This is a genomic window from Streptomyces saintjeani, assembly GCF_055409605.1.
Genome location: NZ_CP189624.1, coordinates 8,147,448 through 8,172,766, shown reverse-complemented (window position 1 = coordinate 8,172,766; position 25,319 = coordinate 8,147,448). Strand labels below are relative to the sequence as shown.

15 protein-coding genes and 1 pseudogene are annotated in these 25,319 nt (G+C 72.3%); 5 read left to right on the top strand and 11 right to left on the bottom strand.

The window, feature by feature from the left end:
- Positions 1-14: 14 nt before the first annotated feature.
- Genes ACQCO7_RS36750 through ACQCO7_RS36730 form a run of 5 tightly spaced genes read right to left on the bottom strand, consistent with a single transcriptional unit; the run spans position 15 to position 7,415 of the window.
- Positions 15-1,010 (bottom strand): 3-oxoacyl-ACP synthase III family protein, encoded by a 996-nt coding sequence (locus ACQCO7_RS36750; RefSeq protein WP_464075860.1) that lies wholly within the window; start codon positions 1,008-1,010, stop codon positions 15-17.
- A gap of 56 nt (positions 1,011-1,066) precedes the next feature.
- Positions 1,067-1,939 carry a 3-hydroxybutyryl-CoA dehydrogenase gene (locus ACQCO7_RS36745; RefSeq protein ID WP_464075859.1) on the bottom strand — a complete coding sequence of 291 codons (873 nt, stop codon included), beginning with the start codon at positions 1,937-1,939 and terminating at the stop codon, positions 1,067-1,069.
- A complete protein-coding gene (gene ccrA, locus ACQCO7_RS36740) occupies positions 1,936-3,285 on the bottom strand; it encodes a crotonyl-CoA carboxylase/reductase (protein WP_464075858.1) in 1,350 nt (449 codons plus the stop codon). The genes ACQCO7_RS36745 and ccrA overlap by 4 nt, the downstream gene beginning before the upstream one ends.
- Before the next feature lie 28 nt (positions 3,286-3,313).
- Entirely contained in the window at positions 3,314-4,507 is a 1,194-nt protein-coding gene (locus tag ACQCO7_RS36735; RefSeq protein WP_464075857.1) for an acyl-CoA dehydrogenase family protein, read from the bottom strand.
- Between the two features lie 55 nt (positions 4,508-4,562).
- Complete coding sequence (locus tag ACQCO7_RS36730) at positions 4,563-7,415, bottom strand: aminotransferase class III-fold pyridoxal phosphate-dependent enzyme (RefSeq protein WP_464075856.1); 2,853 nt, start codon at positions 7,413-7,415, stop codon at positions 4,563-4,565.
- A 278-nt stretch (positions 7,416-7,693) separates the two neighbouring features.
- Between ACQCO7_RS36730 and ACQCO7_RS36725 the strand changes: the two are divergent.
- A pseudogene (locus ACQCO7_RS36725) lies at positions 7,694-13,348 on the top strand (thioester reductase domain-containing protein); the annotation flags it as partial.
- A 6-nt stretch (positions 13,349-13,354) separates the two neighbouring features.
- On the top strand, positions 13,355-14,119 hold the full coding sequence (locus ACQCO7_RS36720) for a thioesterase II family protein (protein WP_464075855.1): 765 nt from the start codon (positions 13,355-13,357) through the stop codon (positions 14,117-14,119).
- Between the two features lie 20 nt (positions 14,120-14,139).
- Here the strand turns inward: ACQCO7_RS36720 and ACQCO7_RS36715 are convergent, their stop codons facing one another.
- Together ACQCO7_RS36715 and ACQCO7_RS36710 are read right to left on the bottom strand one after the other, a co-directional pair.
- The gene (locus ACQCO7_RS36715; protein WP_464075854.1) at positions 14,140-16,452 is read right to left on the bottom strand and encodes an ATP-binding protein; all 2,313 of its coding nucleotides are present in this window, start codon (positions 16,450-16,452) and stop codon (positions 14,140-14,142) included.
- A 13-nt stretch (positions 16,453-16,465) separates the two neighbouring features.
- Entirely contained in the window at positions 16,466-18,679 is a 2,214-nt protein-coding gene (locus ACQCO7_RS36710; RefSeq protein WP_464075853.1) for a helix-turn-helix transcriptional regulator, read from the bottom strand.
- A gap of 212 nt (positions 18,680-18,891) precedes the next feature.
- Between ACQCO7_RS36710 and ACQCO7_RS36705 the strand changes: the two genes are divergently transcribed.
- Together ACQCO7_RS36705 and ACQCO7_RS36700 are read left to right on the top strand one after the other, a co-directional pair.
- A complete protein-coding gene (locus tag ACQCO7_RS36705; RefSeq protein ID WP_464075852.1) occupies positions 18,892-20,079 on the top strand; it encodes a cytochrome P450 in 1,188 nt (395 codons plus the stop codon).
- 12 nt (positions 20,080-20,091) lie between these two features.
- Positions 20,092-20,286 carry a ferredoxin gene (locus tag ACQCO7_RS36700; RefSeq protein WP_464075851.1) on the top strand — a complete coding sequence of 65 codons (195 nt, stop codon included), beginning with the start codon at positions 20,092-20,094 and terminating at the stop codon, positions 20,284-20,286.
- 25 nt (positions 20,287-20,311) lie between these two features.
- On the opposite strand, the gene ACQCO7_RS36695 is transcribed toward ACQCO7_RS36700, so the two are convergent.
- From ACQCO7_RS36695 to ACQCO7_RS36680, 4 genes are read right to left on the bottom strand one after another with little or no spacing between them, the layout of a single operon-like run.
- Positions 20,312-21,196, bottom strand: a complete 885-nt coding sequence (locus ACQCO7_RS36695) for an NAD(P)-dependent oxidoreductase (protein WP_464075850.1) — start codon at positions 21,194-21,196, stop codon at positions 20,312-20,314.
- 29 nt (positions 21,197-21,225) lie between these two features.
- Positions 21,226-22,155: an NAD(P)-dependent oxidoreductase gene (locus tag ACQCO7_RS36690; RefSeq protein ID WP_464075849.1), complete on the bottom strand. Its 930-nt coding sequence runs from the start codon at positions 22,153-22,155 to the stop codon at positions 21,226-21,228.
- Positions 22,152-23,240: an NAD(P)-dependent oxidoreductase gene (locus ACQCO7_RS36685; protein ID WP_464075848.1), complete on the bottom strand. Its 1,089-nt coding sequence runs from the start codon at positions 23,238-23,240 to the stop codon at positions 22,152-22,154. Before ACQCO7_RS36685 ends, ACQCO7_RS36690 begins: the two co-directional genes overlap by 4 nt.
- A complete protein-coding gene (locus tag ACQCO7_RS36680) occupies positions 23,240-24,214 on the bottom strand; it encodes a cyclase family protein (protein ID WP_464075847.1) in 975 nt (324 codons plus the stop codon). The genes ACQCO7_RS36685 and ACQCO7_RS36680 overlap by 1 nt, the downstream gene beginning before the upstream one ends.
- A gap of 178 nt (positions 24,215-24,392) precedes the next feature.
- Between ACQCO7_RS36680 and ACQCO7_RS36675 the strand changes: the two genes are divergently transcribed.
- Positions 24,393-25,187 (top strand): IclR family transcriptional regulator, encoded by a 795-nt coding sequence (locus tag ACQCO7_RS36675; RefSeq protein WP_464075846.1) that lies wholly within the window; start codon positions 24,393-24,395, stop codon positions 25,185-25,187.
- Positions 25,188-25,319: the final 132 nt, after the last annotated feature.

Here is a 25,319-nt window from a genome sequence, read left to right as displayed (position 1 = left end):
CCGTCGCTCCGGGGTCACCGTGTTCCGGGGTGCCGCCAGCGCAGCAGGCAGTGCCCGGTCGACATGCCCCCGCCGAACGAGGTCAGCAGCACGAGGTCGCCGTCGTTCAGGGCGCCCTCGCGGTGCGCGGCGTCCAGGGTCACCGGCACGGAGGCACTGCCGACATTGCCGTAGCGCTCCACGGTGCGGTGCAGGCGCGCGTTGGGGAATCCGGACAGCTTGTCCAGTTCGTCGAGCATCGCGCCGTTGGGCTGGTGCGGGACGAGGTGGCCGACCTCCGTCGGCGGGACTCCCGCCTCCTTCACCAGGTGGGCGAGCGCCGGCGGCACGTGTTCGAGGACGAATTCCCGTACGCGCCGACCCTCCATCCGGAAGAAGTGCCCGCCGTCGGTCACCGTCTCGTGCGAGGCCGGGCGACGGGTTCCGCCCGCCTGGACGTGGATCAGCGCCTGTAGGTCGCCGTGCGCCGCCAGGTCGATGCGCTGGATGCCGTAGCCCTCGCCCACCTCCCCGACGACCGCCGCGCCGGCGCCGTCGCCGAGCAGTACGGCGGTTCGGCGGTCGCCGAAGTCCAGCGACCGGGAGTACAGGTCGGCGGCGACGACGAGCACGCGCCGGCCGGGGTCCGCGGCGATCAGGCCCTCGGCGAGGGCCAGTGCGTAGACGAAGCCGCTGCACACGGCGTTCACGTCGAACGCGGCGGCGCGCCGGGCGCCCAGCAGGTTCTGGACGAGGCATGCCGTCGCCGGTTGCGGGGAGTCCGGTGTGGACGTCGACACGATGATCGTGCCGATCTCGTCGGGGGTCAGCCCCGCCGAGGCCAGCGCGGCGCGCGCGGCGCGGGCCGCGAGGTCGGAGGTCGCCTCGTCGTCGGCGGCGAAACGCCGTGACTCGATCTTCGTCTTGCTGAGGATCCACTCCTCGGTGACGCCGACGCGCTGCGCGATGTCCGCGCTGGAGACCTCGTTCTCCGGCAGATACGAACCAATTCCCAGGATGCCTACCGGCATGCCGATCTCCTTGTGAACAGTCGGGGCTCGCACGGGCCGTCAAGGCCCGGGAGCGGTCACGTCCGGTAGGTGTGGAAGCCGGTCCCGGTCTTCTTGCCGAGCAGCCCGGCCTCGACCATGCGCGACAGCAGCGGGGGCGGGGCGTGGAGCGGCTCCTTGTACTCCTCGTACAGGCTGTTCGCGACCTCGGCGATGACGTCGAGGCCGATGAGGTCGATCAGCGCCAGCGGTCCCATCGGGTGCCCGCAGCCGCCCATCATGGCCCGGTCGATGTCGGCGGCCGAGGCGGCGTTCATCTCGACCATGCGGACGGCGGACAGCAGGTACGGCACCAGCAGGGTGTTCACCAGGAAGCCCGCGCGGTCCGGCGCGTGGATCACCTGCTTGCCGAGCGTGCCGCCGAGGAACTCCTCGGCCCGCCGTACCGTCTCGTCGTCGGTCAGCAGGGTGGGGATCAGTTCGGCCAGCGGCATGGTCGGTGCCGGGTTGAAGAGGTGGGTGCCGATGACCTTGGCGGGCCGTGAGGTCGCGCGGGCCAGGCGGGTGATCGGGATCGAGGAGGTGACCGAGGCGAGGACGGCGTCGTCGTCGGTGACGATGCGGTCCAGCGCGGTGAAGATCTCCCGTTTGAGGGGTTCTTGTTCCGGCGCGCACTCGACCACGATCCGGCAGTCGTGGAGTGCGCCGAGGTCCGTGGTGAACGAGATGCGGGACAGTGCTTCCTTGCGGTCCGCCTCGGTCGTCCGGCCTTTGCTCACGGCGCGGTCCAGCGATCGGGCCAGGCGTTCGCGCGCGTCGTCGGTCGAGGTCTCCCGGCGTCCGAAGACGACGACGTCCAGGCCCCGGACGGCGCAGAGTTCGGCGACGCCGGTGCCCATCACCCCGCAGCCCACCACGCCGACGCGGCCCAGCCACTGCGGCGTGTTCATCGTGCACCGGCCGCGGCGGCCCGCTGGAACAGGGTGATGCGGTCCTCCCCGATGGCGGCGCGCCGCTCCGGGTCGGTGACACCCATGCCGTGCTCGGGTGCGAGGCAGAGCACGCCGACCTTCCCGGCGTGCGAGTTGGTCTGGACCAGGCGGGCGGCCTCGCCGACCGCCTCCAGCGGGTGGACCTCGCTCAGCGCCGGCTGGATCCTGCCGAGCGACAGGAGCCGGTTGCATTCGGCGTGTTCCTGGAGGTTGGACGAGTGGCTGCCGACGATCCGCTTCAGCCGCATCCACAGGTAGCGGTTGTCGAAGGCGTGGTCGTAGCCGCTGCTCGATCCGCAGGTGACGACGGTGCCGCCGCGGCGGACCACGAAGACGGAGATCCCGAACGTCGAGCGGCCCACGTGGTCGAAGGCGATGTGCGGGTCCTCGCCGACCTCCCGCCGGATGATCGACCCCAGCCGCTTGCCGACCTCGATGGTCTGCTCGGGGGTGGGCCGGCCGTCCGCCGGCATGCCCAGTTCGTGCCGGTCGATCACCACGTCGCAGCCGAGCTTGCGGACCAGGTCGGCCTTCTCCCGCGAACTGACCACGCCGACGGCGATGCCGCCGCCGTTGCGCACGAGCTGCACCGCGTACGCGCCGAGACCGCCGGCGGCGCCCCAGATCAGCACCACGTCGCCCTGTTTCATCCGCGCGCCGCGGTCGCTGACCAGCATCCGGTAGGCGGTGTTGGCGCACAGCGGGTTGCTGGCCGCCTCCTCCCAGTTCAGGTGCGCCGGCTTGGGCGCCAGCTGGGTCGCGCGCACCACCGCGTAGTGCGCGAGACCGCCGAAGTTGGTCTCGAACCCCCACGCCCGCTGCTCCTCGCCGAGGATCCCGTCGGCGTGCGCGATCGGTTCCTCGCTGTCCACATGCATCGGGCTGGCCACCACGTGGTCGCCGGTCTTCCACCGGCGGACGCCGGACCCGGTCCGGACCACCACGCCCGCCGCGTCCGACCCGACCACGTGGTACGGCTGGTCGTGCCGGGCCTCCCAGCCGCCCCGGCGGGCGAGCTGGCGCAGGAACCTGAACGTCGGGATCGGCTCGAACATCGCCGACCAGACCGTGTTGTAGTTGATGGCGCTGGCCATCACCGCGACGAGCACCTCGTCCGGCGCGAGTTCGGGCATCGGCACCCGGCCGACGCGCAGCGACTTGCGTACGTCCTTGTCGGCGACGCCGCGGAACATATCGACGTCCTCGGCGCGCAGATGCGCGGCGAGGTACTCGGGCGGTGGCGCGATGCGCTCCAGCTCCTCCGGCGAGGCACCGGCCAGCACAGCCTCGGATAGCGTGTCCATAGCGTCCTTTCCTCCTCGGCCCGGTCGGCTAGATGAGAACGAGCGAGGGCCGTTTCCCCCAGAGCGCGAGGCTGTAGTCCTCCAGCGCGGTCGGTGCGTGGAAGGAGACGTGGCGGCTGCCGACGGCGAGGTCACGCCAGTAGCGCTGGAGCGGGTTCGCCAGCGCGAAGCCACGCGCACCGCTGATGTCGAGCAGCTTCTCCATGCCCTCGCGTGCGAGCCGGACCGAGGAGGAGGCGTGCATCCTGAGCTCGGCGCGTTCCAGCCACTCGACGGGTTCCTCGTATCCGACGCCGTCGAGCCGGCCCGCGGCGTGCATCAGGTGCAGCATGCTGCTGTCGATCAGGTGTGCCGCCTCGGCGAACCACAGGCGGATGCCCGGTGACTCCATGGCGGCGGCGCCCCTGAAGTCGGTCGGTTTGTCCGTCTCGGCCGGGTCCTTCGAGAACTTCTCCCGGACGACGTCGAGCGCGCCCCGGGCCGCGCCGACCAGCGCCGCGAGGGTCGTCAGGCTGGCCCGGACGAAGTACGACGGCCGCTCGTCCTCGTCGCTGGCGTACACCTCGGAGACGATGAACTGCCGGGTCCTGTGTTCCGGCACGAACACGTTGTCGAGGACGATCGTGTGGGTTCCCGTGCCGCTCATGCCGGACATGTTCCACGTCCGTTCGACCGTCACCTCGCTCATCGGCAGCACACAGCTCAGCACGCGGTCCTCGTCGCCGGCCTTGAACACCAGCGAGGTCACCAGCGCCCAGTCGGAGATCTCGGCTCCCGTCGCGAAGCGGCAGTGCCCCGAGACCAGGAAGCCGCCCTCGGTCGGCGTCACCGTGGACGTGGTCAGGTCCACGGCGGTGGACAGCATCAGCGTGTCCGGCCGGCCGTCGAAGGCTTCCGCCATCGCTGCCTCCGAGACGATGTGGACGAGCATCGTCGACGCCGCTTCGGCCGCGAGGACCCACCCCGCCGACGCGCATCCCCTGGCCACCGCCGCGATGACTTCCATCTGGGCGGACAGGCTGAGGTCGTGGCCGCCGAACTTCGCCGGGGTCGTCAGCCGGAAGAAGCCCGCGTCGCGCAGCGTCGTCACGACCTCGGGCGCGAGGGTGCGCTCGCGCTCCGAGATCTCGGAGTGGGAGCGCAGGAACGGGGTCAGTTCATGGGCCTTCGCGACCAGTTCGGCCGAGGCGGTCGGCCCCGGGGCGCCGGAGTCTGCGGTCATGGTTTCTTCTCCTCGGGAGGTGTCGGAGTTCTGCGTGGCGTTCGAGGCCGACGCCTCAGAACGTGGTCTGCGTGAACCCGTGCCGGTGGGCCAGCGCGAGGATGTCGTGCGCCTGGGACCGGGTGACCGCGCCGCCGAACCGTTCGGGGCCGGCTTCAGCCAGCCCCAGCACGACCGCCTCGGCCATCCCCGCGAACAGTTCTCCGTCGCCGAGGCCGCCTCGTGCGCCGGCGGGCAGACCGGCCCCGCCGGGTGCCGCCAGGACGCCGCTGCGGACGTAGCGGATGCCGTCGCGCAGCAGTGCGGCGCTGTCCACGGTGCTCGCCGGCACGGCCACGTCGCACACGACCGCGCCTTCGCGAAGGTGCTTGCCGGTCAGGGCCGGTGTCGGAGTCGTCACCGCCGACAGCACCAGGTGGCCTTCCGCGAGCGCGGAGAGAGCGTCGGTGACCGCGACGTACGGATCGGTTCCGTACCGGTCCTGGAGGTACCGGGCGATGAGTTCACCGCTGGGTTCGGCGCCGGGACGCTGTTCCCGCAGCCAGCCGTCGATCAGTGGTTCTTTCCCCAGCAGCGCGGGAATGCCGGTCAGTTCCCCGCCCTCGGCGATGCGTGACCAGGCTTCCTGGTAGACCCGGTGAGCCGCGGCGCGCAGCCGCTGCTCACTGCCGTCACGGCCGCTGCCCACGAGAACGATCTTCGACACGTCCTCCGCCGCCAGTGCCGCGCAAGTGGAGCCGACGCGCCCGGCCCCGCCGAGCACCGCCAGGGTGAGCCCGTCGAGTCCGCCGTGCCGTTCCTCGGCCGCGGCCGTCAGGTCCCGCAGCGCGGTCGCGATGGTGAGTGCCAGGCCGGAGGTGAACGTGATCCCGGGGACGCGGGCGGCGCTGCGGCCGGTGGCCGTTCCGGCGTGGAAGCCGATCCCGGCGATCTCGCAGCCGAGGTCCCTGATGATGCGCGCGTACGCCTCGACGTCCTGCCGGATCTCCGCGTGCCGTCCCTGCCGGATGCGCTCGGCCATCCGCTGCGACGTGACGGCCAGCGGGTACACGGTGAGCTCCACCGACGTGCCGAGCGGGGAGTCGATCCGGGTCGGGGGCAGGGGTGGCATCGCCCTGAGCGGTTCGAGCCTGCGGCCGTACGTCTCCAGTTGGCGGTCGTCCAGTTCGCCGAGTGAGGGGTCGAGTTCACGCAGTGTGCCGGGGGTCAGCAGGTAGCTGATGACGGCGACCTTGCGCGCCGGGCGCTGGTCGTCCGGCTGACCGGGCTGGTCGTCAGGTGTCGCCGAGAAGTCCCTGACCGCGACGGCCGGCCGCGTCTGCGGCGAGATCACCGGATGGACGAGGTGCAGCGCGTCCTGGTGGCGCAGTACCGCGCAGAGTTCGGTGAGCGCTTTTTCGAGCTGGGCGATCTCGGCGTCGCCGAGGTAGATCGACGGTTCGATGCGCAGCACGTTGGGTGCGCTGCCGGTCGGCAGCATGCGGATGCCGTGCACCCGCAGCAGGTAGCCCGCGACGAGCTGGCCGAAGGTACCGGTCAGCGCGTGCTGCCTGATGATCGCCGACGTCGCGGTGTACTGCGGGGTGAACTCGAGTCCGATCAGCAGCCCGCGACCGCGGACGTCGGCGATGACGTCGGGATACGCGCGGGCGAGACCACGCAGCATGTGCAGCAGGCGTTCGCCCCGCTCGGCGGCGCGCTCGTAGGCTTTCCCGCCGTCCGCTTCGAGGAGTCGCAGCGTCTTGAGGGCGATGGCGGTGGAGAAGCCGTCCCGGCCGAACGTCGAGCTGTGGACGAACTCGAATTCCTTGCGGTACAGCGACGCGCGGACAAGGGTCGCCGACACCTTCGCGAGCCCCCCGCCCAGTGACTTGGACAGGGTGATGTAGTCGCCGCGGAAACCGTTGAGCGAGCCGGCGAAGAACGCTCCGCACCGGCCCATTCCGCTCTGGATCTCGTCGACGACGACCGGGCAGCCGATGTCGTCGCAGATCGCCCGTACGGCGGTGGCGAACTCCTCGGTGAGGACGTGGATGCCGCCCTCGCTCTGGACCGGTTCCACGATGAGTGCGGCGAAGACCGGGAAGTCCCGTTCGACGATGTCGATGCGGCCGTCGCGGGCCACGACGTCGAGCACCGTGACCCGCTCCTCGTCGGCGATCGTGCGCAGGACGTCCGGCTGGTCGGGCGGTACGAACCGGGTGGCGAGACCGAGCGTCGCGAACGGCGCGCGGTAGGAGGGGCCGTGGGTCAGCTGGACGCTGCCGACGAGTTTGCCGTGGAAACTCCGTTCCAGGGCGAAGAAGACCGGGGGCCTGCCGAGCTTCTCCCGGTTGCCGGCGAGCAGATCGGCGAGGACGCGCTCGAGTTCCTCGACGGTGGTGGGCACCGGGTGACCCGGGGGGAGCGACGACAGGCTGTCCGGCAGCCGGACCGCTCCGCTGCGGACGGCGGCGATCGCGTCGCCGGCGTTGCACTCGATGTCCTCCAGCAGCCGCGTCGCCCTGTGCAGCCGGTCGAACTCCGCGTGCTTGACCGCTCCCTCGACCGCCTCCGCGCCGGAGTTGGCGAGGAATATCAGATAGTCCTCCGCGCCGGGGAATTCACGGTGGATGATCTCGTTGAGCAGACGCCCGACCTCGTCGGCGCCTCCGTGCACGGACATCTGGGTGTGGACGGGGGAATCGGCGTCCAGGAATCTCTTCGCCTCGTCCACGAGGTCCGGGTGATTGTGCCCGAGAATGAGCGATCCGACTCCGCTCAGGAGGTCCAGTACAGCGATCTCTGTTCCGTCGCTCGCTCGATGGAACAGTGTGTCGCCTTTCCCCCGGACGTACTCGACGTCGGTCCCGAAGGCGCCGAGCAGTTCGGTCAGGCTCGCGTCGGAGAAACGGGTCGGACCTGCCACGATGGCTCCTCACGTGCGTCTCGTCCCGCGACCGGTCTCCGGTCCTCGGTGCCTTGGCATCGTCCGTGGCCCGGTGAAGCGCCCGCAATAGGGGGTTCGGGAAGCGCGACCCGTAACGCACGCCCGTGTTACGGGTCGGGTTTCCCAAAACCCTGATTGCCCCGGCGCCGGGAGAACACCCACGCTCATCGTGGGTCAGTCTCGCCGGGACACGGGAAAAGGATCGGCCATCGATGGAAAAACGGGAAAAGCTCCTCGACTATCTCAAGTGGGTCACCGCCGACCTGCACAGGGCCGAAGCGCGGATAGCGGAGCTGGAGTCGCTCCCCCGTGAGCCGATCGCGATCATCGGAATGAGCTGCCGATACCCCGGTGGCGTGTCGTCGCCCGAGGAGCTGTGGCACCTCGTGTCGAACGGTGTCGACGCCATCGGCGAGATGCCGGCGGACCGGGACTGGGACGTCCTGAGCGGCTACGACCCCGACCCTGACAAGGCGGGCACGTTCTACAACCGCGGCGGTGGCTTCCTCTCCGACGTCAAGGGGTTCGACGCCGCGTTCTTCGGGACGTCCCCCCGTGAGGCGCTGGCGATGGATCCCCAGCAGCGTCTGCTGCTCGAAACCGGCTGGGAGGCGATCGAGCACGCCGGAATCGATCCTCGTTCCCTGCGGGGCAGCGCCACCGGCGTGTTCGCGGGCGTCCTCTACAACGGCTACGGGATAGGCGACGAGTCCGAGGCGGCCACCGAGGGCTACCTCATGACCGGTACGTCGTCGAGCGTGGCGTCCGGCCGTATCTCGTACACACTCGGACTACAGGGGCCCGCGATCACGCTGGACACCGCGTGCTCGTCGTCCTTGGTAGCGCTGCATCTGGCCGCTCACTCACTGCTGCGCGGCGAGTCGTCCCTGGCGCTGGCCGGTGGTGCGACGGTGATGGCCAACCCGGGCTTCTTCGTCGAGTTCAGCCGGCAGCGCGGCCTGTCCCCGGACGGGCGGTGCAAGGCGTTCTCCAGCGCGGCCGACGGCATGGGCTTCGCCGAGGGGGTGGGGATGGTGCTGCTGGAGCGGCTGTCGGACGCTCAGCGGAGCGGGCATCCGGTGCTGGCGGTGCTGCGCGGTTCGGCGGTGAACCAGGACGGCGCGTCGAACGGGCTGACCGCGCCGAACGGCATGGCACAGCAACAGGTGATCCGGCAGGCGCTGGCGAACGCCCGGCTGGCCCCCTCGGACGTCGATCTCATCGAGGCGCACGGCACCGGAACCCGGCTGGGCGACCCGATCGAGGCGCGGGCGCTGCTCGCGACCTACGGCCAGGCGCACACCGCGAAGCGCCCCGTCCGGCTGGGGAGCCTGAAGTCGAACATCGGTCACGCCCAGACGGCGGCCGGTGTGGGCGGTGTGATCAAGGCGGTCATGGCGCTGCGGCACGGGGTCATGCCGCGCACCCTGCACGCCGGCGAACCCACCTCCGACGTCGACTGGTCGGCGGGCACGGTCGAGCTGCTCACCGAGGCGCTGCCCTGGCCGGACGACGGCCGGCCCCGCCGCGCCGCCGTGTCGGCCTTCGGCGTGAGCGGCACCAACGCGCACATCGTCCTCGAACAGGCACCCGAGGCGGAACCGGCCACCGCCGACACCGACGCCGACGCCGGCCGCACGCTGCCGGTCGTTCCGTGGCTGTTGTCCGCGAGGACTCCCGAGGCACTGCGCGCACAGGCCGCCCGGCTGGTGTCCTTCGTGGAGTCCGCGGGCGATGTCGAGGCCCGTGACGTCGCGTACTCGCTGGCGACGGGGCGGACCGCCTTCCAGCACCGGGCCGCGGTGCTCGGCAAGGACGTCGGCGACCTCGTCGCGGGCGTGCGAGCCGTCGCCGACGGCGCCCCCGGCGCCACGACGCCGCACGGAGTGGCCGGTGAGGGGCAGACGGCGTTCCTGTTCACCGGGCAGGGGGCGCAGCGGGCCGGGATGGGCCGTGAACTCGCCGAGACCTTCCCGGTGTTCGCCGACGCCTTCGAGGAGGTGTGCGACGGCTTCGCCGGACTGCTGCCGGGGGCGCTGAAGGACGTGGTGTTCGGGGGCGCGGGCCTGGACCGCACCGAGTGGACGCAGCCGGCGCTGTTCGCGTTCGAGGTGGCGCTGTTCCGGCTGCTCGCGTCCTGGGGTGTCACACCGGACTACGTGACCGGCCACTCGGTCGGTGAGCTCACCGCGGCGCACGTCGCGGGAGTGCTCGCCCTGCCGGACGCGTGTGCTCTGGTCGCGGCGCGGGCACGGCTGATGCAGGCACTTCCCGAGGGGGGTGCGATGCTCGCCGTCCAGGCCGCCGAGGACGAGGTGCTGCCGCTGCTGGCCGGGCGCGGCCCTGAGGTGGGGATCGCGGCGGTGAACGGCCCCCGGTCCGTCGTGCTCTCCGGCGGCGGGGACGCCGTGTCCTCGCTCGCGCGCACGCTGTCCGACCGCGGCCACAAGGTGAGCCGGCTGAAGGTGAGTCACGCGTTCCACTCGCCGCTGATGGAACCGATGCTGGACGAGTTCGCACAAGCAGCGGGCCGGCTCGCGTTCGGGACACCGGCTGTCCGCATGGCCGCGCCGGCGAGTGAGGTGTCCACGCCGGACTACTGGATCGGGCACGTGCGGCGGCCGGTCAGGTTCGCCGATCAGGTGCGCCGGCTGCACGACCAGGGCGTCACCCGGTTCATCGAGGTCGGGCCGGACGGTGTCCTGGCCGCGATGGGCCGGGAGTGCGTGGACGCGGGATTCGTCGCACTGCAACGGCGCGGCCGGCCGGAGGTGCGGACGCTGCTCACCGGGCTCGCCCAGGCTCACGTCCTCGGCACCGGGATCGACTGGCGCTCGGTGTTCGCCGGTACCGGCTCGCGCCGGATCGACCTGCCGACGTACCCCTTCCAGCGCAGGCCGTACTGGCTCGCACCGGCGCGGGCCGGCGGTTCCGGTGCGTCCTCCCCGGCGGCGGGGACGCCCGAGTCGTGGGGGTACGAGGACCGGTGGCGTCCCTGGGAGGCGCCCGCTGCCGGGGCGCGGGACGGGACCTTGCTGGTGGTCGTCCCCCCGGGTGTGTCCGCGGAGTGGAAGGAGCTGGCGGCGTCGGGTCTGGGAGCGGCGGTGCCGGTCGAGGTGGATCCGGCCGGTGGTGAACAGGCGGTCGTGGACGCGGTGGCCGGCGCGCGGGTCCGCGATGTGACCGCCGTCGTCTCGCTGCTGGGCCTCGGGGACGGTGTCGCCGGGTCCGTGCCGGTGGGCCTGGCGGGCACGGTGTGGCTGGTGCGGGCCCTGGCCGGGGCGGGGGTGACGGCACCCCTGTGGTGTCTGACCCGGGGCGCGGTCGCGGTCGGGCCGGGGGACCCGGAAGACACGGTGCGCTCGCCGGAGCAGACCGCGTTGTGGGGGCTGGGCCGGGCCACGGCGCTGGAGTTGCCGCACCGGTGGGGCGGGCTGGTCGACCTGCCGGAGCGGATCGACCGGGAGGTTGCCGGGCGGCTCCGGTCGGTGGTGTCCGGTGGACCGGGGGGCGAGGACCAGGTCGCGATACGCCCGGCCGGAGTGTTCGCGCGGCGGCTCGTGCGGTCGGCCCCGGGCACCGGGCGCGGCGACCGCGCATGGGTGATGCGCGGAACGGTGCTGATCACCGGCGGGACGGGGGCGCTGGGGGCGCACATGGCGCGCTGGGCGGTGGCGCGGGGCGCCGAGCACGTCGTGCTGGTGTCGCGTCGTGGCATGGCCGCTACCGGTGCGGCCAGCCTGCGGACCCGGCTGGAAGAGGCGGGGGCGCGGGTGACGGTGGCCGCGTGCGATGCGGCGGACCGTGCGGGGCTGGCGGCCGTACTCGGTGCGATCCCCGGCGAGTTCCCGTTGACGGCGGTGGTGCACGCGGCGGGGGTGGGCGACGGGGACGCCCCCGTGGGGGAGATCACCGCCGAGGGGCTGGCGGGGTTGTGGCGGGCCAAGGCCGGTTCCGCGTGGCTCCTGCACGAGCTGACCGGAGAACTGGGCCTGGACCTGGAAGCGTTCGTGATGTTCTCGTCCGGCGCGTCCAGCTGGGGCAGCGCGGGCTCCCCCGGATACGCCGCCGCGAACGCGTTCCTGGACGGCCTCGCGGGCTACCGCCGCAGCCGGGGCCTGACCGCAACCTCGATCGCCTGGGGCACCTGGAGCAGCGACGGCCTGGCCGGCCAGGAGGTGCTGGAACACCTCGCCCGCATCGGGCTCCGGCCGATGGACCCCGAGCCCGCGATCACCGCGCTCGAACAGGCGTTGCTCGACGGTCACACGCTGCTGACGGTCACCGACACCGACTGGCGGCGGTTCGTCCCGGCCTTCACCGCGCAACGTCCCAGCCCCCTGCTGGCCGACCTGTCGGAGGCCCGGCACACCCTCGCCCCGGCCGGCGCGGACGACGCGGCCCCGCCCCTGCTCCAGCGGCTGACCGGTCTGTCCCACGGCGAACAGCACCGGCAGCTCCTCCACCACACCCACACCGAGCTCGCCGCGACCCTCGGCCACGACGACCTCACCGGCATCGATCCCGGCCATCCGTTCACCGAGCTGGGCCTCGACTCCCTCACCGCCGTCGAGCTCAGCAACCGGCTGAGCACGGCGACCGGTGTGCGCCTGTCTCCGAGTGCGCTGTTCGACCACGAGAACCTCACGGCGCTGGTCGAGCACCTGCACTCCGAGCTGGTGGGCGGCTCGCCGGCACCCGCGGACCCGTCACCGGCCGGCGTGGACTTCGACGCGGAGATCCGGCTCGCCGCCGACGTGGCCGCGCCCGTCGAGGCGGCCCCGGTTCCCGCGGACGCCGGCACCGTGTTCCTGACCGGCGCGACCGGGTTCGTCGGAGCCTTCCTGCTCAGGGAGCTGATGCGGTCGACCGGGGCGAAGGTCCACTGTCTCGTCCGCGCCGAGGACGAGGCGACCGCGTTCGAGCGCCTGCGCGCCGCCCTGACGGGGTACCGGCTCTGGGACGAGATCGACGCGAAGCGGCTCGCGGTCGTCGTCGGCGACCTCGCCCGGCCCGGCCTCGGTCTGGCGCCGGAGACGTACGACGCGCTCGCCCGCACGGCCGACGTGATCTACCACGTCGGCGCCAACGTCAACTGGCTCCAGCCGTACTCGGCGCTGAAGGCGGCCAACGTCACCGGTACCGAGGAGGTGCTGAGGCTGGCCACCCGGTATCGCTCGGTGCCGGTGCACTACCTCTCGTCGACCGGTGTCTTCGCGCGCCGCGCGCCGCACGGTGGCGCGCTGGCACCGAACGACCCCACGGGGCCGGGCTCGGAGCTTCCGACCGGGTACACCCAGAGCAAGTACGTGGCGGAGCGGATGATCGACATCGCCAGGAGCCGCGGCGTGCCGGTGACGGTCTACCGAGCCGACGTCGTGTGCGGTGACCAGCTCAACGGGGCGTGCCAGACCCGTGACTTCATCTGGCTGAGTCTCAAGGGCGGCATTCAGGCGGGGGCGCTGCCGTCCGATGCCGACGCGCTGATCGGCATGGTCCCGGTGGACTACGTCACGGCGGCCATGGTGAAGCTCTCCCGGACCCGGTCGGCGACGGGCCGGACGTTCCACCTCCAGAACCGCAAGCCGGCCGGTTTCCGGGAGATGGCGGCCCGGCTCCGCGCATCCGGCTATCCGCTCGACGACGTGCCCTGGGCCGACTTCGTGGCGACCGTACGGGCCGACCGCGACAACGCGCTGTTCCCGGTCATCGATGTCTTCAGCGTGTTCATGAAGCTGGGCGAGGCGAGCCATGTCCCCGTCGACGTCGGCGGGACCGAACGGGCCCTCGCCGGATCCGGCATCACCTGTCCCGAGATCACCCCCGAGCTTCTCGGACTGTATGCGCGCTTCTTCGCCGAATCCGGCTATTTCCCTGCTTTTCCCGCTTTTCTCGACGACGGAAAGAAGTGACGGATGATGGAGAGGAACGACGACGACGGCCGGTGGATCCGCCGGTTCGCCGACGCCGAGGACGCGCCGTACCGGGTCGTGTGCTTTCCGCATGCCGGCGGTTCGGCCAGCTACTTCCTCCCGGTCGCCAAAGCGCTGGCTCCGGGGGCCGAGGTGCTGGCGATCCAGTACCCGGGCCGGCAGGACCGGCGGCACGAGGCCGGTGTCACGTCCATCGTGGACCTCGCCGAGACGATCGCGTCGGTACTGCTGCCGTGGCTCGACCGGCCCACCGTCCTCTTCGGGCACAGCATGGGCGCCAGCGTCGCCTTCGAGGTGGCCCGGTGGCTCGAACGAGCCGGCACGGTGGCCCTCGCCCTGTTCGTCTCCGGCCGGGTCGCCCCCACCCGCATCCGCCCGGAAACCGTGCACCTGCGCGACGACGCCGGGCTCCTCGCGGAGGTCAAGAAGCTCAGCGGCACCGATGAACGGGTCTTCGGCGACGACGAACTGGTGCGGCTGTTCCTGCCGACGCTGCGGTCGGACTACACCGCCGTCGAGACCTACCGTTTCGTACCCGGTCCTCGGCTCGAAACGCCGATCCACGCCCACCTCGGCGACAGCGACCCCCGGGTGACTCCCGACGAGGCCGCCGACTGGCGCGAACAGACGAACGGGCCGTTCACCCTGCGGACCTACACCGGTGGCCACTTCTACCTCAACGCCCATAGCGCGCAGGTCATCCGGGCGATCACCGAGGTCCTCGTCCCCGCGTCCCCGTACCGCGTCTAGTACAGGGCCCCACGCCGTCCTCAGCCGGAATCGCGGCCCGCCCATACGGCGAGGTCGGTCCGCGAACGCAGGCCGAGCTTGCGGCGCACGCCGGTCAGCCGGTAGGCGACCGCGCGCGGTGAGATCCGCAGCCGCCGCGCGATCTGCGCGTTGGTCAGCCCGTGCCCGACCAGCGTGAGCAGGTCGCGTTCCCCTTCGGCGAGGAGGGGACGTGCCGTCGGGTCGTCGTCGGACGCCCCGTGCGGCCGGACGTAGGCCACCATGTCCTGGACCGTCGCCCGGGCCGCTGCCGCGCCGATCCGCTGGTTCTCCCGTACGTCGACCTCGCCGCGGGCACGCTCCAGGGTTGTCCTCACCAGCCGGTCCCATCCCGGCCCGGGTTGAGGGACCTCGGTGCGGAAGCGATGTGCCGCGCCGCCGATGTAGAGCCCCTGCGCCGCGTACCCGTCCCGTACGGATCCGACGGCCATGCCTTCCAGCATGAGACCGGCGGCCCAGGGAAGTCCCCCGGCCGCGTCGAGTCCTTCGGCGAAACGCGCCCGCGCGTGTTCGGCGTCGCCTCGGACGACGGCCGCATGACCGACCAGGTGCAGGCCGAGCAGCAGCATCGGGCGGGGGCCCGACACCTTCAGTGACGCGACGGCCTGCGCGGCCAGGGCGCCGCAGCGGTGGGCGTCCCCGAGGGACAGGGCGTTGGCCGCCAGCCGGTACAGGCACACGCCGGCCTGTCCTTCCTGTCCGGCCGCGCGGTTCATGGCGAGGCTTTCCTCCAAGCAGCGTCCGGCGCGGGCGAGTTCACCGGCCGAGGAGTACGCGGCACCGAGTTCGAGCAGCGCCCGGGCCAGCAGCGCCGGCCGGCCCGGTGCACGCGCGGCTTCGATGCCGTCCAGCGCGAACGTCAGGGCGCCGGCGCTGTCGCCGACCCAGCCGGCCAGTGCGGCGCACTCCACCAGCAGGGGACCCGCCCACGGAGAGGCCGGCGGGACCACGGTGCGCGCGGACCGCACGAGGTCGTAGTCGGACGGCCGGACGTGGCCGTGCCCAAGCAGGCCGCGGCCGAGCGCGACGGCAAGGGGCCCCGTCCACTCAGGACGGCGGTCACTCACCCAGGCACAGGCATCCAGCAGGGTCTCGGGGTCCGCCGCGACGTGCGGTTTCGTGCTGTCGTCCCGTTCCATGTCGCGGACGAGCGCGGCGGCCCACCGGTCGCGTACGTCGGCGTCCTCGCCCTCGGCGGCGAGGACGTCACGGCCGAACCCGCGCACCACGTTCAGCTGGCGGTATCTCCCGCCGGCGACGGAGACGAGGGATTTCACCGCGAGGCGGGCGACCAGTTCACCGACGGAGGCGGCGGGAACGTCCCCGCCCGCACAGACCAGCGTCGCATCGGGCAGGTCGAACTCGCTGCCCAGCACGGACAGCCGCCGCAGCACCGCCTGTTCGCCCCGGTCGAGCAGGCGGTAGCTCCGCTGGAGAGCCTCGCGCGGGCCCTGGCACCGGCCGGGCCCGCTCAGCAGGTCGAGTCCGTCGCCGAGCCGTTCGAGAATCTCTCCCGGCGTGAAGAACCCGGCTCTGCGTGCGGCGCACTCGATGGCCAGCGGCAGGCCGTCGAGGCGTGCGCACAGGCGGACCACGTCGTCCTCGTTGCCCGGGTCCAGGGCGAAGGAGGGATCGGCGGCACAGGCCCGCTCGACGAACAGGCGGACGGCGGCGCTGACGGGCGTGTCCCGGTCGGCCCGTCCAGCGGCGGGCAGCGGGCCGACCAGCACCGGCATCTCGTCGGCGAGCCGTACCGGTTCCCGGCTCGTGAGCAGGGTCGTCGCGTGGGGCCACCGGCAGGACACGTACCCGGCCAGCTCGGCGGCCACGTCGAGGGCCTCGTCGCAGTCATCCAGCAGGACCAGCGCGGGAAGCCGCCCGAGGCGCAGCGCCCCGGCGATGTCGGCGCGGGCCTCGGCCGGCTGCGTGACGGCGCCCAGGTCCAGGCGCCACACGCCGCCCGGATAGGACTGCCTGGTCCGGTGGGCGAGTTCGCGGGCCAGCCGGGACTTGCCCACGCCCGGCGGTCCCACGAGCGTGATGTGCCGGTGGCGCCGGAGGAGTTGTCCCGCGTGCGCGATGTCGGTCTCGCGGCCGACGAAGCTGTCGGCCGTCGGCTGGAGGGCTCGGACGCTGCCGGTGCCGGCGGCGGCACCGGGCGCTGTCCGGTCGTGCCGACGCCGGCGATGGGCCCGTTGCCGGCACGCGTTGGAGCAGTACGTCGCGGCCGGACCGGGCCGCCCGGTGGGCAGCGGGCCTCCGCAGGACGAGCACCGCGACCAGGTTGCCGTCATCGCGGTCCCGCCCTCACTCGCCGGAGGCTCTGGCCGCGAGCCACGTCGCCAGCTCGCAGCGAGAACCCAGGTCCAGTTTGGAGTAGATGCTGGTGATGTGGGAGCCGACGGTCTGCTCCGAGATCTGGAGCCTCGCCGCGACCCCGCGGTTGGTCAGCCCGGCCGCGACGAACTCGGCGACCTGGTTCTCCCGCCGGCTCAGCGGTGGCTCGGCGGTGGCGGGACGTGCGGTGCCGCCGTGCACGTAGTCGAGGAGCTGCTGACGGGTCATCCCGCATGCCAGCCGCTCGGCGGCGCGGTACGTATCCGCTTCGAGCAGGGGGCCGGTGACGAGCGGCTTGCCGGCGAACAGGCTGTGCCACGGCGAGGTGGACAGCGGGCGCGTGAGCCTTGCTGCCGCCGCCCTGAGGACGACGGCCCGCCGGTGCCGGCCCGTGCTCGCGGCCACTGCCGCCAGTCCGTCCAGCGCGGGCGACAGTTCCTCGTCCTCGGAGCACTCGACGGCCTGCGAGAACACCGACTCCGCGGTCACGAGATCGCCCCGGGCCAGCGCCACGGTGCCGGCGGTGCACCACCCGAACGACACCAGGCGCGACTCGCCGTACAGGCGGAGCACCGGCAGCGCTTGTTCGGTGGTCCGCTCCGCGCGATCGGTGTCCCCGCGCCGCGCCGCGAGCCAGGCGAGGTAGAGCCGGCAAGCGGCGACGCCGGCGTGCTCGCCGCGCGCGGCCAGCAACGCCGACGCGTCCTCGTAGTGCCGTACCGCCGGTGCCACCTCGCCTTCGCGTGCGCGTGCGGCGCCGAGGGCCAGCAGCGCCGTGGCGAGACCGGCGTCGTTCCCCGCCTGTTCGAGCGCCGCAACCGCCTGCTCCAGGCCCCGGATCCCGGCCGCCCGCGCGCCCGAGGAGAACCGCACCCCGGCGAGATGGGTGAGGAGCACATCACGATGCGGCGCGGACGGTGACCGCAGCGACGCCTGCTCCAGAACACGCTCGGCGGCCCGGAGATCGCCGGCCCGTGCCAGGTGCCAGCCGAACATCGTGGCCAGGGCGAGGTGACGTCGGTCTCCGTCGGCGGTCCAACTGACCGCCAGGGCCAGGTACTCGCTCCGCGCGGCGACCCAGCGTGCCGTCTCCTCCGGTACGTACCCGGTCCGGACGAACTCCGTCGCGCGGTCGCCCAGCCAGGTGATCAGGGCCTGCCGGGCGGCGGCCTGCTCGCCGGCCTCGACGAGGCGGTCGGCGGCGTACCGCCGGACGGTCCCGAGCTGCCGGATTCCGCCCCCGGCGGCCGGCGGGCATCGGGTGAGCAGCGATTTCGCCGCGAGATCCGCCAGCAGACCGGGCAGTTCGGCCGCCGATACGCCGCCGATGGCGCACACCGCCTCCGCGGCGTCGAAGGCGGCGTCCTGCGGCAGTACCGACAGCCTGCGCAGCACGGCCCGGTGGCGTGCGCCGAGCAACTGGTAGCTCCCGTCGACGACGGTGCGCAGGCTCGCTTGCCGGTGGGAGGCATCCGTGTCGCGGTACAGCGTGGGGAGGATCTCGTCCACCGGCTGTCGCGCCACCCGGCTCGCGGCGAGTTCGATGGCGAGGGGAAGACCGTCGAGGTGAGCGCAGAGTGTGCCGACGGCAGCGGCGTTGGCCTCGGTCAGCTCGAAGTCGGGTGCGACGGCGCGAGCCCTGTCGACGAACAGCCGGACGGCGTCGGTCCGCCGCAGCTCCCGGGGGCTCAGGCGTTGCCCTGGTGGGGGGACGGAGAGGGGCGGCACCGGGACGACCGCTTCGCCGGGCAGGGCCAGTGCCTCCCGGCTGGTGGCCAGGATCCGTAGCCCCGGGCAGCGGTCGGTCAGTTCGGCGACGAGCCGGGCGCAGGGTTCGAGGGCGCGCTCGCAGGTGTCCAGGGCGAGCACGGCGTGCTGGTCACCGATGGTGGAGACCAGCCTGTCGGCCGGCATGTCGTCGACCGTCACCGATGCGAGGTCCACCCACCACACGTTCTGGCCGGTGCGTGCGAGTGAGCCGCGCAGGGCCTCCGCCAGCAACCGGGTCTTGCCGCATCCGCCCGGCCCGGTCAGGGTGACGAGCCGGTGTCTGCCGGCCGCCTGCCGGACCCTGCGCAGTTCGCCGCGGCGGCCGACGAACGAACCCGGTCTCACCGGCGGACCGTCGTCCAGGAACCCTGCGGTCGGCCGTACCGCTGGTGGGGCGGGTCGCGAGCTCAGCATGCGGTGAGTAGACAATCCGCGCGCGTGCGGGTTCTCGCTCCGCGGTCCCAACGTCGCGCCCGAATCTGGTGACGCGGACCAAGGGCCCGACGGGATTGGTCCGGGCGACCAGAGACGGGGCCGTTTTTGGCACCGTGACGCGAACGGGCCGGCCGGCGCCGCCTGTTTACTGCCCGAAGGCCGACTCCAGCCCTTCGCCTGCGAGGTCACCGATGACACAGTCCGCCGCTCTGCCTTTTCCTCAGAACCGCACCTGTCCTTATCGCCCGCCCGCCGCCTACGAGGAACTGTCACGGCCGCTGTCACGGATCACCCTGTTCGACGGCCGCGAGGTGTGGGTGGTCACCGGCCATGCCGTGGCCCGCGAGCTGATGGTCGACCAGCGCGTGTCCGTCGAGGCGTGGCGCGACGGCTTCCCGATCCCCGACCCGCGTTTCGCCACGGGCGTCCGGGACCGCCGTCCGACGGTGTGCGGCATAGACGATCCCGAGCACGCCGTCCAACGGCGGACGCTGATCCCGAGCTTCACGCTCAAGCGGACGGCTGAACTCCGGCCGCAGATCCAGCGGACCGTCGACGAGCTGCTCGACGCGATGGTGGCACAGGGCCCGTCGGCCGAACTGGTGAGCGCCTTCGCGCTGCCCGTGCCGTCGATGGTGATCTGTTCGCTGCTCGGCGTCCCGTACGAGGACCACGAGTTCTTCGAGGCGCAGTGCCGCAGGATGTCGCGCGGCCTGCCCGAGGACGCCTTTGACGCGGGCTCCCAACTCGACACGTATCTCGGCGAGTTGATCGACCGCAAACAGGTGACGCCCGGTGCCGGGCTGCTCGACGACCTGATCCGGTCACAGCTGGTCGAAGGGGCGATGGAGCGGGCCGACCTGGTCGCCCTGGCGTTCATCCTGCTGGTGGCCGGACACGAGACGACGGCGAACATGCTCTCGCTCGGCACCTTCACCCTGCTCCAGCACCCGGACAAGCTGGCCGAACTGCGCGCCGACCCGTCCCTGTGGCCCGCCGCGGTGGACGAGCTGATGCGGTTCCTGGCCATCGCGGACGGGCTCCTGCGGCTGGCCGTCGAGGACATCGAGATCGCCGGTACGACGATCAGGGCCGGCGAGGGCCTCGTCTTCACGCCGTCCCTCATCAACCGCGACACCGATGTCTTCGACCACCCCGATGAGCTGGACTGGCACCGCCCGGCCCGTCAGCACCTGGGGTTCGGCTTCGGCGTCCACCAGTGTCTCGGGCAGAACCTGGCGCGGGCCGAGATGGAGATCGCGCTGCGGACACTCTTCGAACGGCTGCCCGACCTGAGGCTGGCCGCGCCCGCGCAGGAGATCCCCTTCAAGCCGGGCGACACCATTCAGGGAATGCTCGAACTTCCCGTGACCTGGTAGGGGTTGGCCGACATGCGTATCGAGATCGACCAGGACACCTGTGTCGGCGCGGCCCAGTGCGCCCTGACCGCACCCGGTGTCTTCACCCAGAACGACGACGGTCTCAGCGAGCTGCTGCCGGGCCGCGAGGACGGCGCCGGGGACCCGCTGGTTCGGGAGGCCGTCCGCGTCTGCCCGGTCCGGGCCATCAGCATCTCCGAAGACTGAGCTGCGGCGGGCGGTGCGGGAGCCCTCACGGCCGTATCTCCCGGGGCGCGTAGTAGTGCATCAGCGCGGCGTTGTCGGCGTCGCCGTGGCCGGCCGCGGTGAGCCAGCGGTGCAGTTCGGCGACGCAGGTGGTGACCGGCAGCGGCACGCCGGCCGAGCGCGCGTGGTCGCGGGCGGCCTCCAGGTCCTTGGCCATGTTGCTGACGCGTCCGGTCGGGGAGAGGTCGGCCTCGGCGAACTTGACGAAGAACTCCTGGAGCAGCGCCGAGTCGGCCCTGCCGCCGCTGAGCGCGCCGAGCACCTGCCGGGGTGGCAGACCCGCCGCCCGTACCAGGGCCGCCGCCTCGGCGAGCGCGGCGAATCCGCAGCCGACCAGCACCTGGTTGACGGACTTCACCAGTTGTCCGGATCCGGCGGGCCCGAGGTGGGTCAGCCGGGCCGCCAGTGCGGCGAGGACGGGCCGGGCCCGCTCCACGTCCTTCTCCTCGCCTCCGAGCATCAGGGTCAGGTCGCCGCGCTCGGCCCCCGGAGCCCCGCCGGAGAGGGGCGCGTCGACCCAGCCCGCGCCCAGCCGCCCCGCGCGCTCGGCGAATGCGCGGGTGCTGCCGGGGTCGATGCTGGACATGTCGATGACGAGCACACCGTCCGGCGCGGCGCTGAGGACGCCGTCCGGGCCGAACACCACGTGGTCGACGATCTCAGCGGTGTTGAGGGACAGGATCACCGTGCGGGCCCCGGCCAGTCGAGCCGCCGTCTTCGCGGTGAGCGCCCCTTCACGGGCGAGGGCCGCCACGGCGTCCGGCCGGATGTCGTACACCCGCACCGCGCGGTCGCGCCGCAGGAGCCGGCGGGCGATCGCCGAGCCCATGACGCCGAGTCCGGCCACCCCTACCTCCCCGTTCCCCGGCATCAGGCCTCCTCGGATTCCGTCTGCACTGTTCAGTCCTCTGCCGTGGGGTGCGGGAGGCCGTGGCCCTCGCGCAGGAGTCGCAGGACGACGCTGTTGTCCAGGTCACCGAGGCCCTGGGCGGTGACCGCCGCGTACAGCCGGGCGACGGTGTCGGACAGCGGCAGCGTGACGCGTACGTCGGCGGCGCTCTCCAGGACGAAGCCGAGGTCCTTGTCGAGATAGCGCGCGGGTCCTGACGGGGTGAAGTCGCCGTCGGCGAGACGGTGCCGTTTCTGGGCCAGCACCTCGGAGGCGGCGAGCCCGCCCGCCAGGACCTCCAGCAGGGCCGCCGGTTCGAGGCCGCCGCGCTCGCCGAGCACGACGGCCTCGGCGAGGGCCACCAGGGTTCCCGCGACGACGAGTTGGTTGCACGCCTTGGCGAGCGATCCGGCTCCGGTGTCTCCCATGCGGCGCACGGTCGACCCCATCGCGGCGAGATACGGGCGGACCTGTTCGACGGCTTCCTTCGGGCCGCCCGCCATGATGGACAGGGAGGCGTCACGGGCGCCGGTCACGCCGCCGCTGACCGGGGCGTCGACGACCGTGAGGCCGCGCGGTCGCAGTTCGTCGGCCAGGTCGCGGACCCCGGCCGGGGAGACGGTGCCCATCACGACGAGGGTGTGCGGGGCCGGTGCCGGGCCGGCCAGCAGTCCGTCCGGCCCGTCGAGGACGTCCCGCACCTGCGGCAGGTCGGGGAGCATGGTGAGGACGACGGGGGCCGTGGCCGCCATCTGTCGGGGGTGCTCCACGGCACGGCAGCCGGCCGCGACGGCCGAGTCGAGCGCCGGCCGGCCTCGGTTCCAGGCCAGGACGTCGAAGCCGGCCCCGGCCAGGCCGACGGCCATCGGCAGCCCCATCGCTCCGAGTCCGACGAAGCCGACCGTCGCGGACCGTGCGGACCCTGTGGACGGCGAGGTCATGTGGAAAGCTCCGCATCGGTGAACAGCCCGCTGCGGGCGGCCAGTTCACTCAGGCGCCCGGACAGGCCCGGGTGGTCGAGCACATCCCGGTTGACGACGAAGCGGGGCAGTCTGCCGGTCGCCACGTCGAGGATGGCGCGGACCGCGCTGCCGCCGTTGCCGACGGACATCTCGTCCGTCCACGCGAGGCTGTGCGGGCTGAGGACGACGTTGTCCATGCGCAGCAGCGGGTTGCCGGGGTCGGGGGGCTCGGTCTCGAACACGTCCAGTCCGGCCCCTCGGATGCGTCCGTCGCGCAGCGCCTTGATCAGGGCCGTCTCGTCGACGATCGGGCCTCGGGCGACGTTGAGGAGGACCGCCGTACGCTTCATCAGGGACAGTCTGCGCGCGTCGACCAGATGGAAGGTCTCCTCGGTCAGGGCGCACATCACGATCACGGCGTCCGACTCGGCCATCACCGTGTCCGCGTCGGTGAGACGTACCCCGAGTTCCGCCGCGGTCTCCGGCGGGCAGTAGGGGTCGCAGGCGATGATGTCGGCCTCGAACGGCCGCAGCAGCCCGACCAGATCGCGGGCGGTGTTGCCGAGGCCGAACAGTCCGACGCGGCGGCCGGTGAGCCCGCGCCCCATCCACCGTTCCCGCTCGGCCCAGCGTCCCTCCCGTACCAGCCGGTCCTTGGCGGTGGCGTTGTGCAGCACGGCCAGCAGCAGGGTGAGCGCGGCCGTGGCGACGGGGCGCCGCGCTCCGTCCGGGGTGATGCTCACCAGGACGCCGTGCCGGGTGCAGGCGTCGAGGTCGACCGCGTCGTAGCCGACGCCGAAGCGGGCGAGCAGCACCGGGGGCCGGCCGGTGCCGGCGAAGGTGCGGGCGGTGACGGAGGGTGCCGCGAACAGGACGGCGTCCAGGCCGTCGATGTCCGCCGCGAGGAGTTCGTCCGTGTCGCGGGGCAGGTAACGCCAGGCGATCCCGGCGGCGTCCAGCTCGCTCAGCCGGATGTCTCCCCACACGTTGCGGCCGTCGCCGCCGAGGAAGTCGTGGCTGACGCCGACGGTGAACCGGCTTCCGGCCGGCTGGGGACCCGGCATCACAGCACCGCGACCGGGTTGACGGGCGAGCCCGTGCCGCCGGGGATGTTCAGCGGTGCCACGACGAGCAGGAACTCGTAACGGCCCTCCGTGGCGCAGGCGGTGGACAGCGCCTCCAGGTCGAGGTTGTCCAGCAGGGGGACGCCCATGGCGGTGATGGCGAGGGCGTGGACGGGAGAGTGCAGGCCCTCGACGGGGGACGGCCGTACATCGCTGTCGCCGTCCCCGCCGAGCAGCGCGATGCCGAGCTCGGCCAGCAGGGGTACGGCGTCGACGTGGAGGCCGGCGCTCGCGTCGTCGGGGTTCCACGCCCCGAGTTCGGCGCGGCGCCGGAAGTGTCCCGAGCGCAGCAGCACCGCGTCGCCCTCGCCGATGGTCACGCCGAGCGCCTGCTCCGCCGCGAGCAGGTCCTCGGCGTGCACGGCCGTTCCGGGTTCGAGCCAGTCGACGCCGAGGGCGGCGGGCAGGTCGATGAGGACGCCTCTGGTGACCAGGGCGCCCAGGGCCGATACGGCGCCGAAGCGGGCGCCGGCCGCGTCGACGACCTCGCGGGCTGTCCGGCCGTCGTAGAGCTGCCCCCGGTAGGCTATGTGGGAGAGCGCGTCGAGGTGGCTGACGCCCTTGCCGTGGTAGTCGACGGCGATGAAGTCCTTGTGGCAGGACGGCTCGGGGCTCTCCACGTCGCCGAGGTCGGTCATGTGGTGCAGGGCGGGTCTGCCGTTGTCGGGTCCCGCCGTCGTGTTCCAGGGCAGGGCCATCGGGACGGTGGTTCCGCTGCGGACGAGAGCGGTGGCGCGTTGGACATGTGCCGGGGTGACCCGGTTCCACGCGCCGCGGTCGGCGGGGGTCCAGTGGCCCCAGGCGCGCACCGTCTCGAAGAGGGTGTCGAACTCCTCGCGCGAGAGGTGCGGTCCGTTGTCGGGGGAGACGGAAGAGGCCAGAGGAGGCAGGGAATCGGAAGGGCTGCTGGTCATCGCTGCTCAGCGCTCCAAGGCTCGGAGGATGTCATCGGCCGGTCCGGAAGGCGCACCACGGTCGGGGCTTCGGCGGGACTCACCGCAAAGCGTGCGCCGACGGCATTGTCGTTCGGTGAGATACGAGAGACAATCACAGCATGCTGTACGACAGACAGAATGATGGATGGAGTTGCGGGTGAACGCAAGCGACCCGGAAAGCCTTGTCCCGGCGGTGACACGGGCCGTGGCGATCCTGGACACGCTCGGTGAGGCGCAGGGCCGCCGCCTCTCCGTCAGCGAGATCGCCCGGATCCTGGGGCTGCCGAAATCCTCGACGGGCAACCTCTGCGTCTCCCTGGAGGCCGCGGGCATGATCACGCGCCACGAAGCGGGCTTCGGCCTGGGCCGCAAGCTGGTCGAACTCGGTGGCCGCTACCTGTCCACGGTGGATCAGGTCCGTGACTTCTACGAGTTGTGCCGGCGCACCGCGCACGTCTCCCGGGAGACGGCCCGCGTCGCCGTCCTGGACGGCTTGGACGTGCTCTACCTGGCCCGGTACGACGGCACTCAGCCGCTGCGGCTCACCGCCAACATCGGCGACCGCTTCCCGGCCAACTGCACGGCGACCGGGAAGGCCATCCTGTCGACCCTGGATCCGGCGGCGGCCGAGGACCGGCTGCGCGGCCGTACCCTGCCCGCGCTGAGCGAGCGGTCCCTCTCCTCCGCGCCCGCGCTGCTGGAGGACCTGGCGAGAACCCGGGAACGGGGCTACGCGATCGACGACGAGGAGGCCACGGCGGGCGTCGTCTGCCTGGCCGTGCCGGTCAGCGGGTTCCGTACCGACTCGGCGATGTTCGCCATCAGTGTCACCGTGCTCAAGGCGCGGCTCGACGACGGGCTGCGCGAGGCGCTGCTGAAGGATCTGCGGACGATCGCGGCGGGACTGGAGAACCCCATGCTCCCGCCGGGAGCACGCCCCGGCGGCGGATGAGCCCACGGGCGGGAGCGGGAACCGCTTGAGGGAATAAAAGCCGGCACGGGGATTGACCACAATGCTGGGCCGAGTTCAGGATGTTGGTCGAGCCGTTGGATCGGTCCTCGGCCTGCACATTCCGGAGAAGTC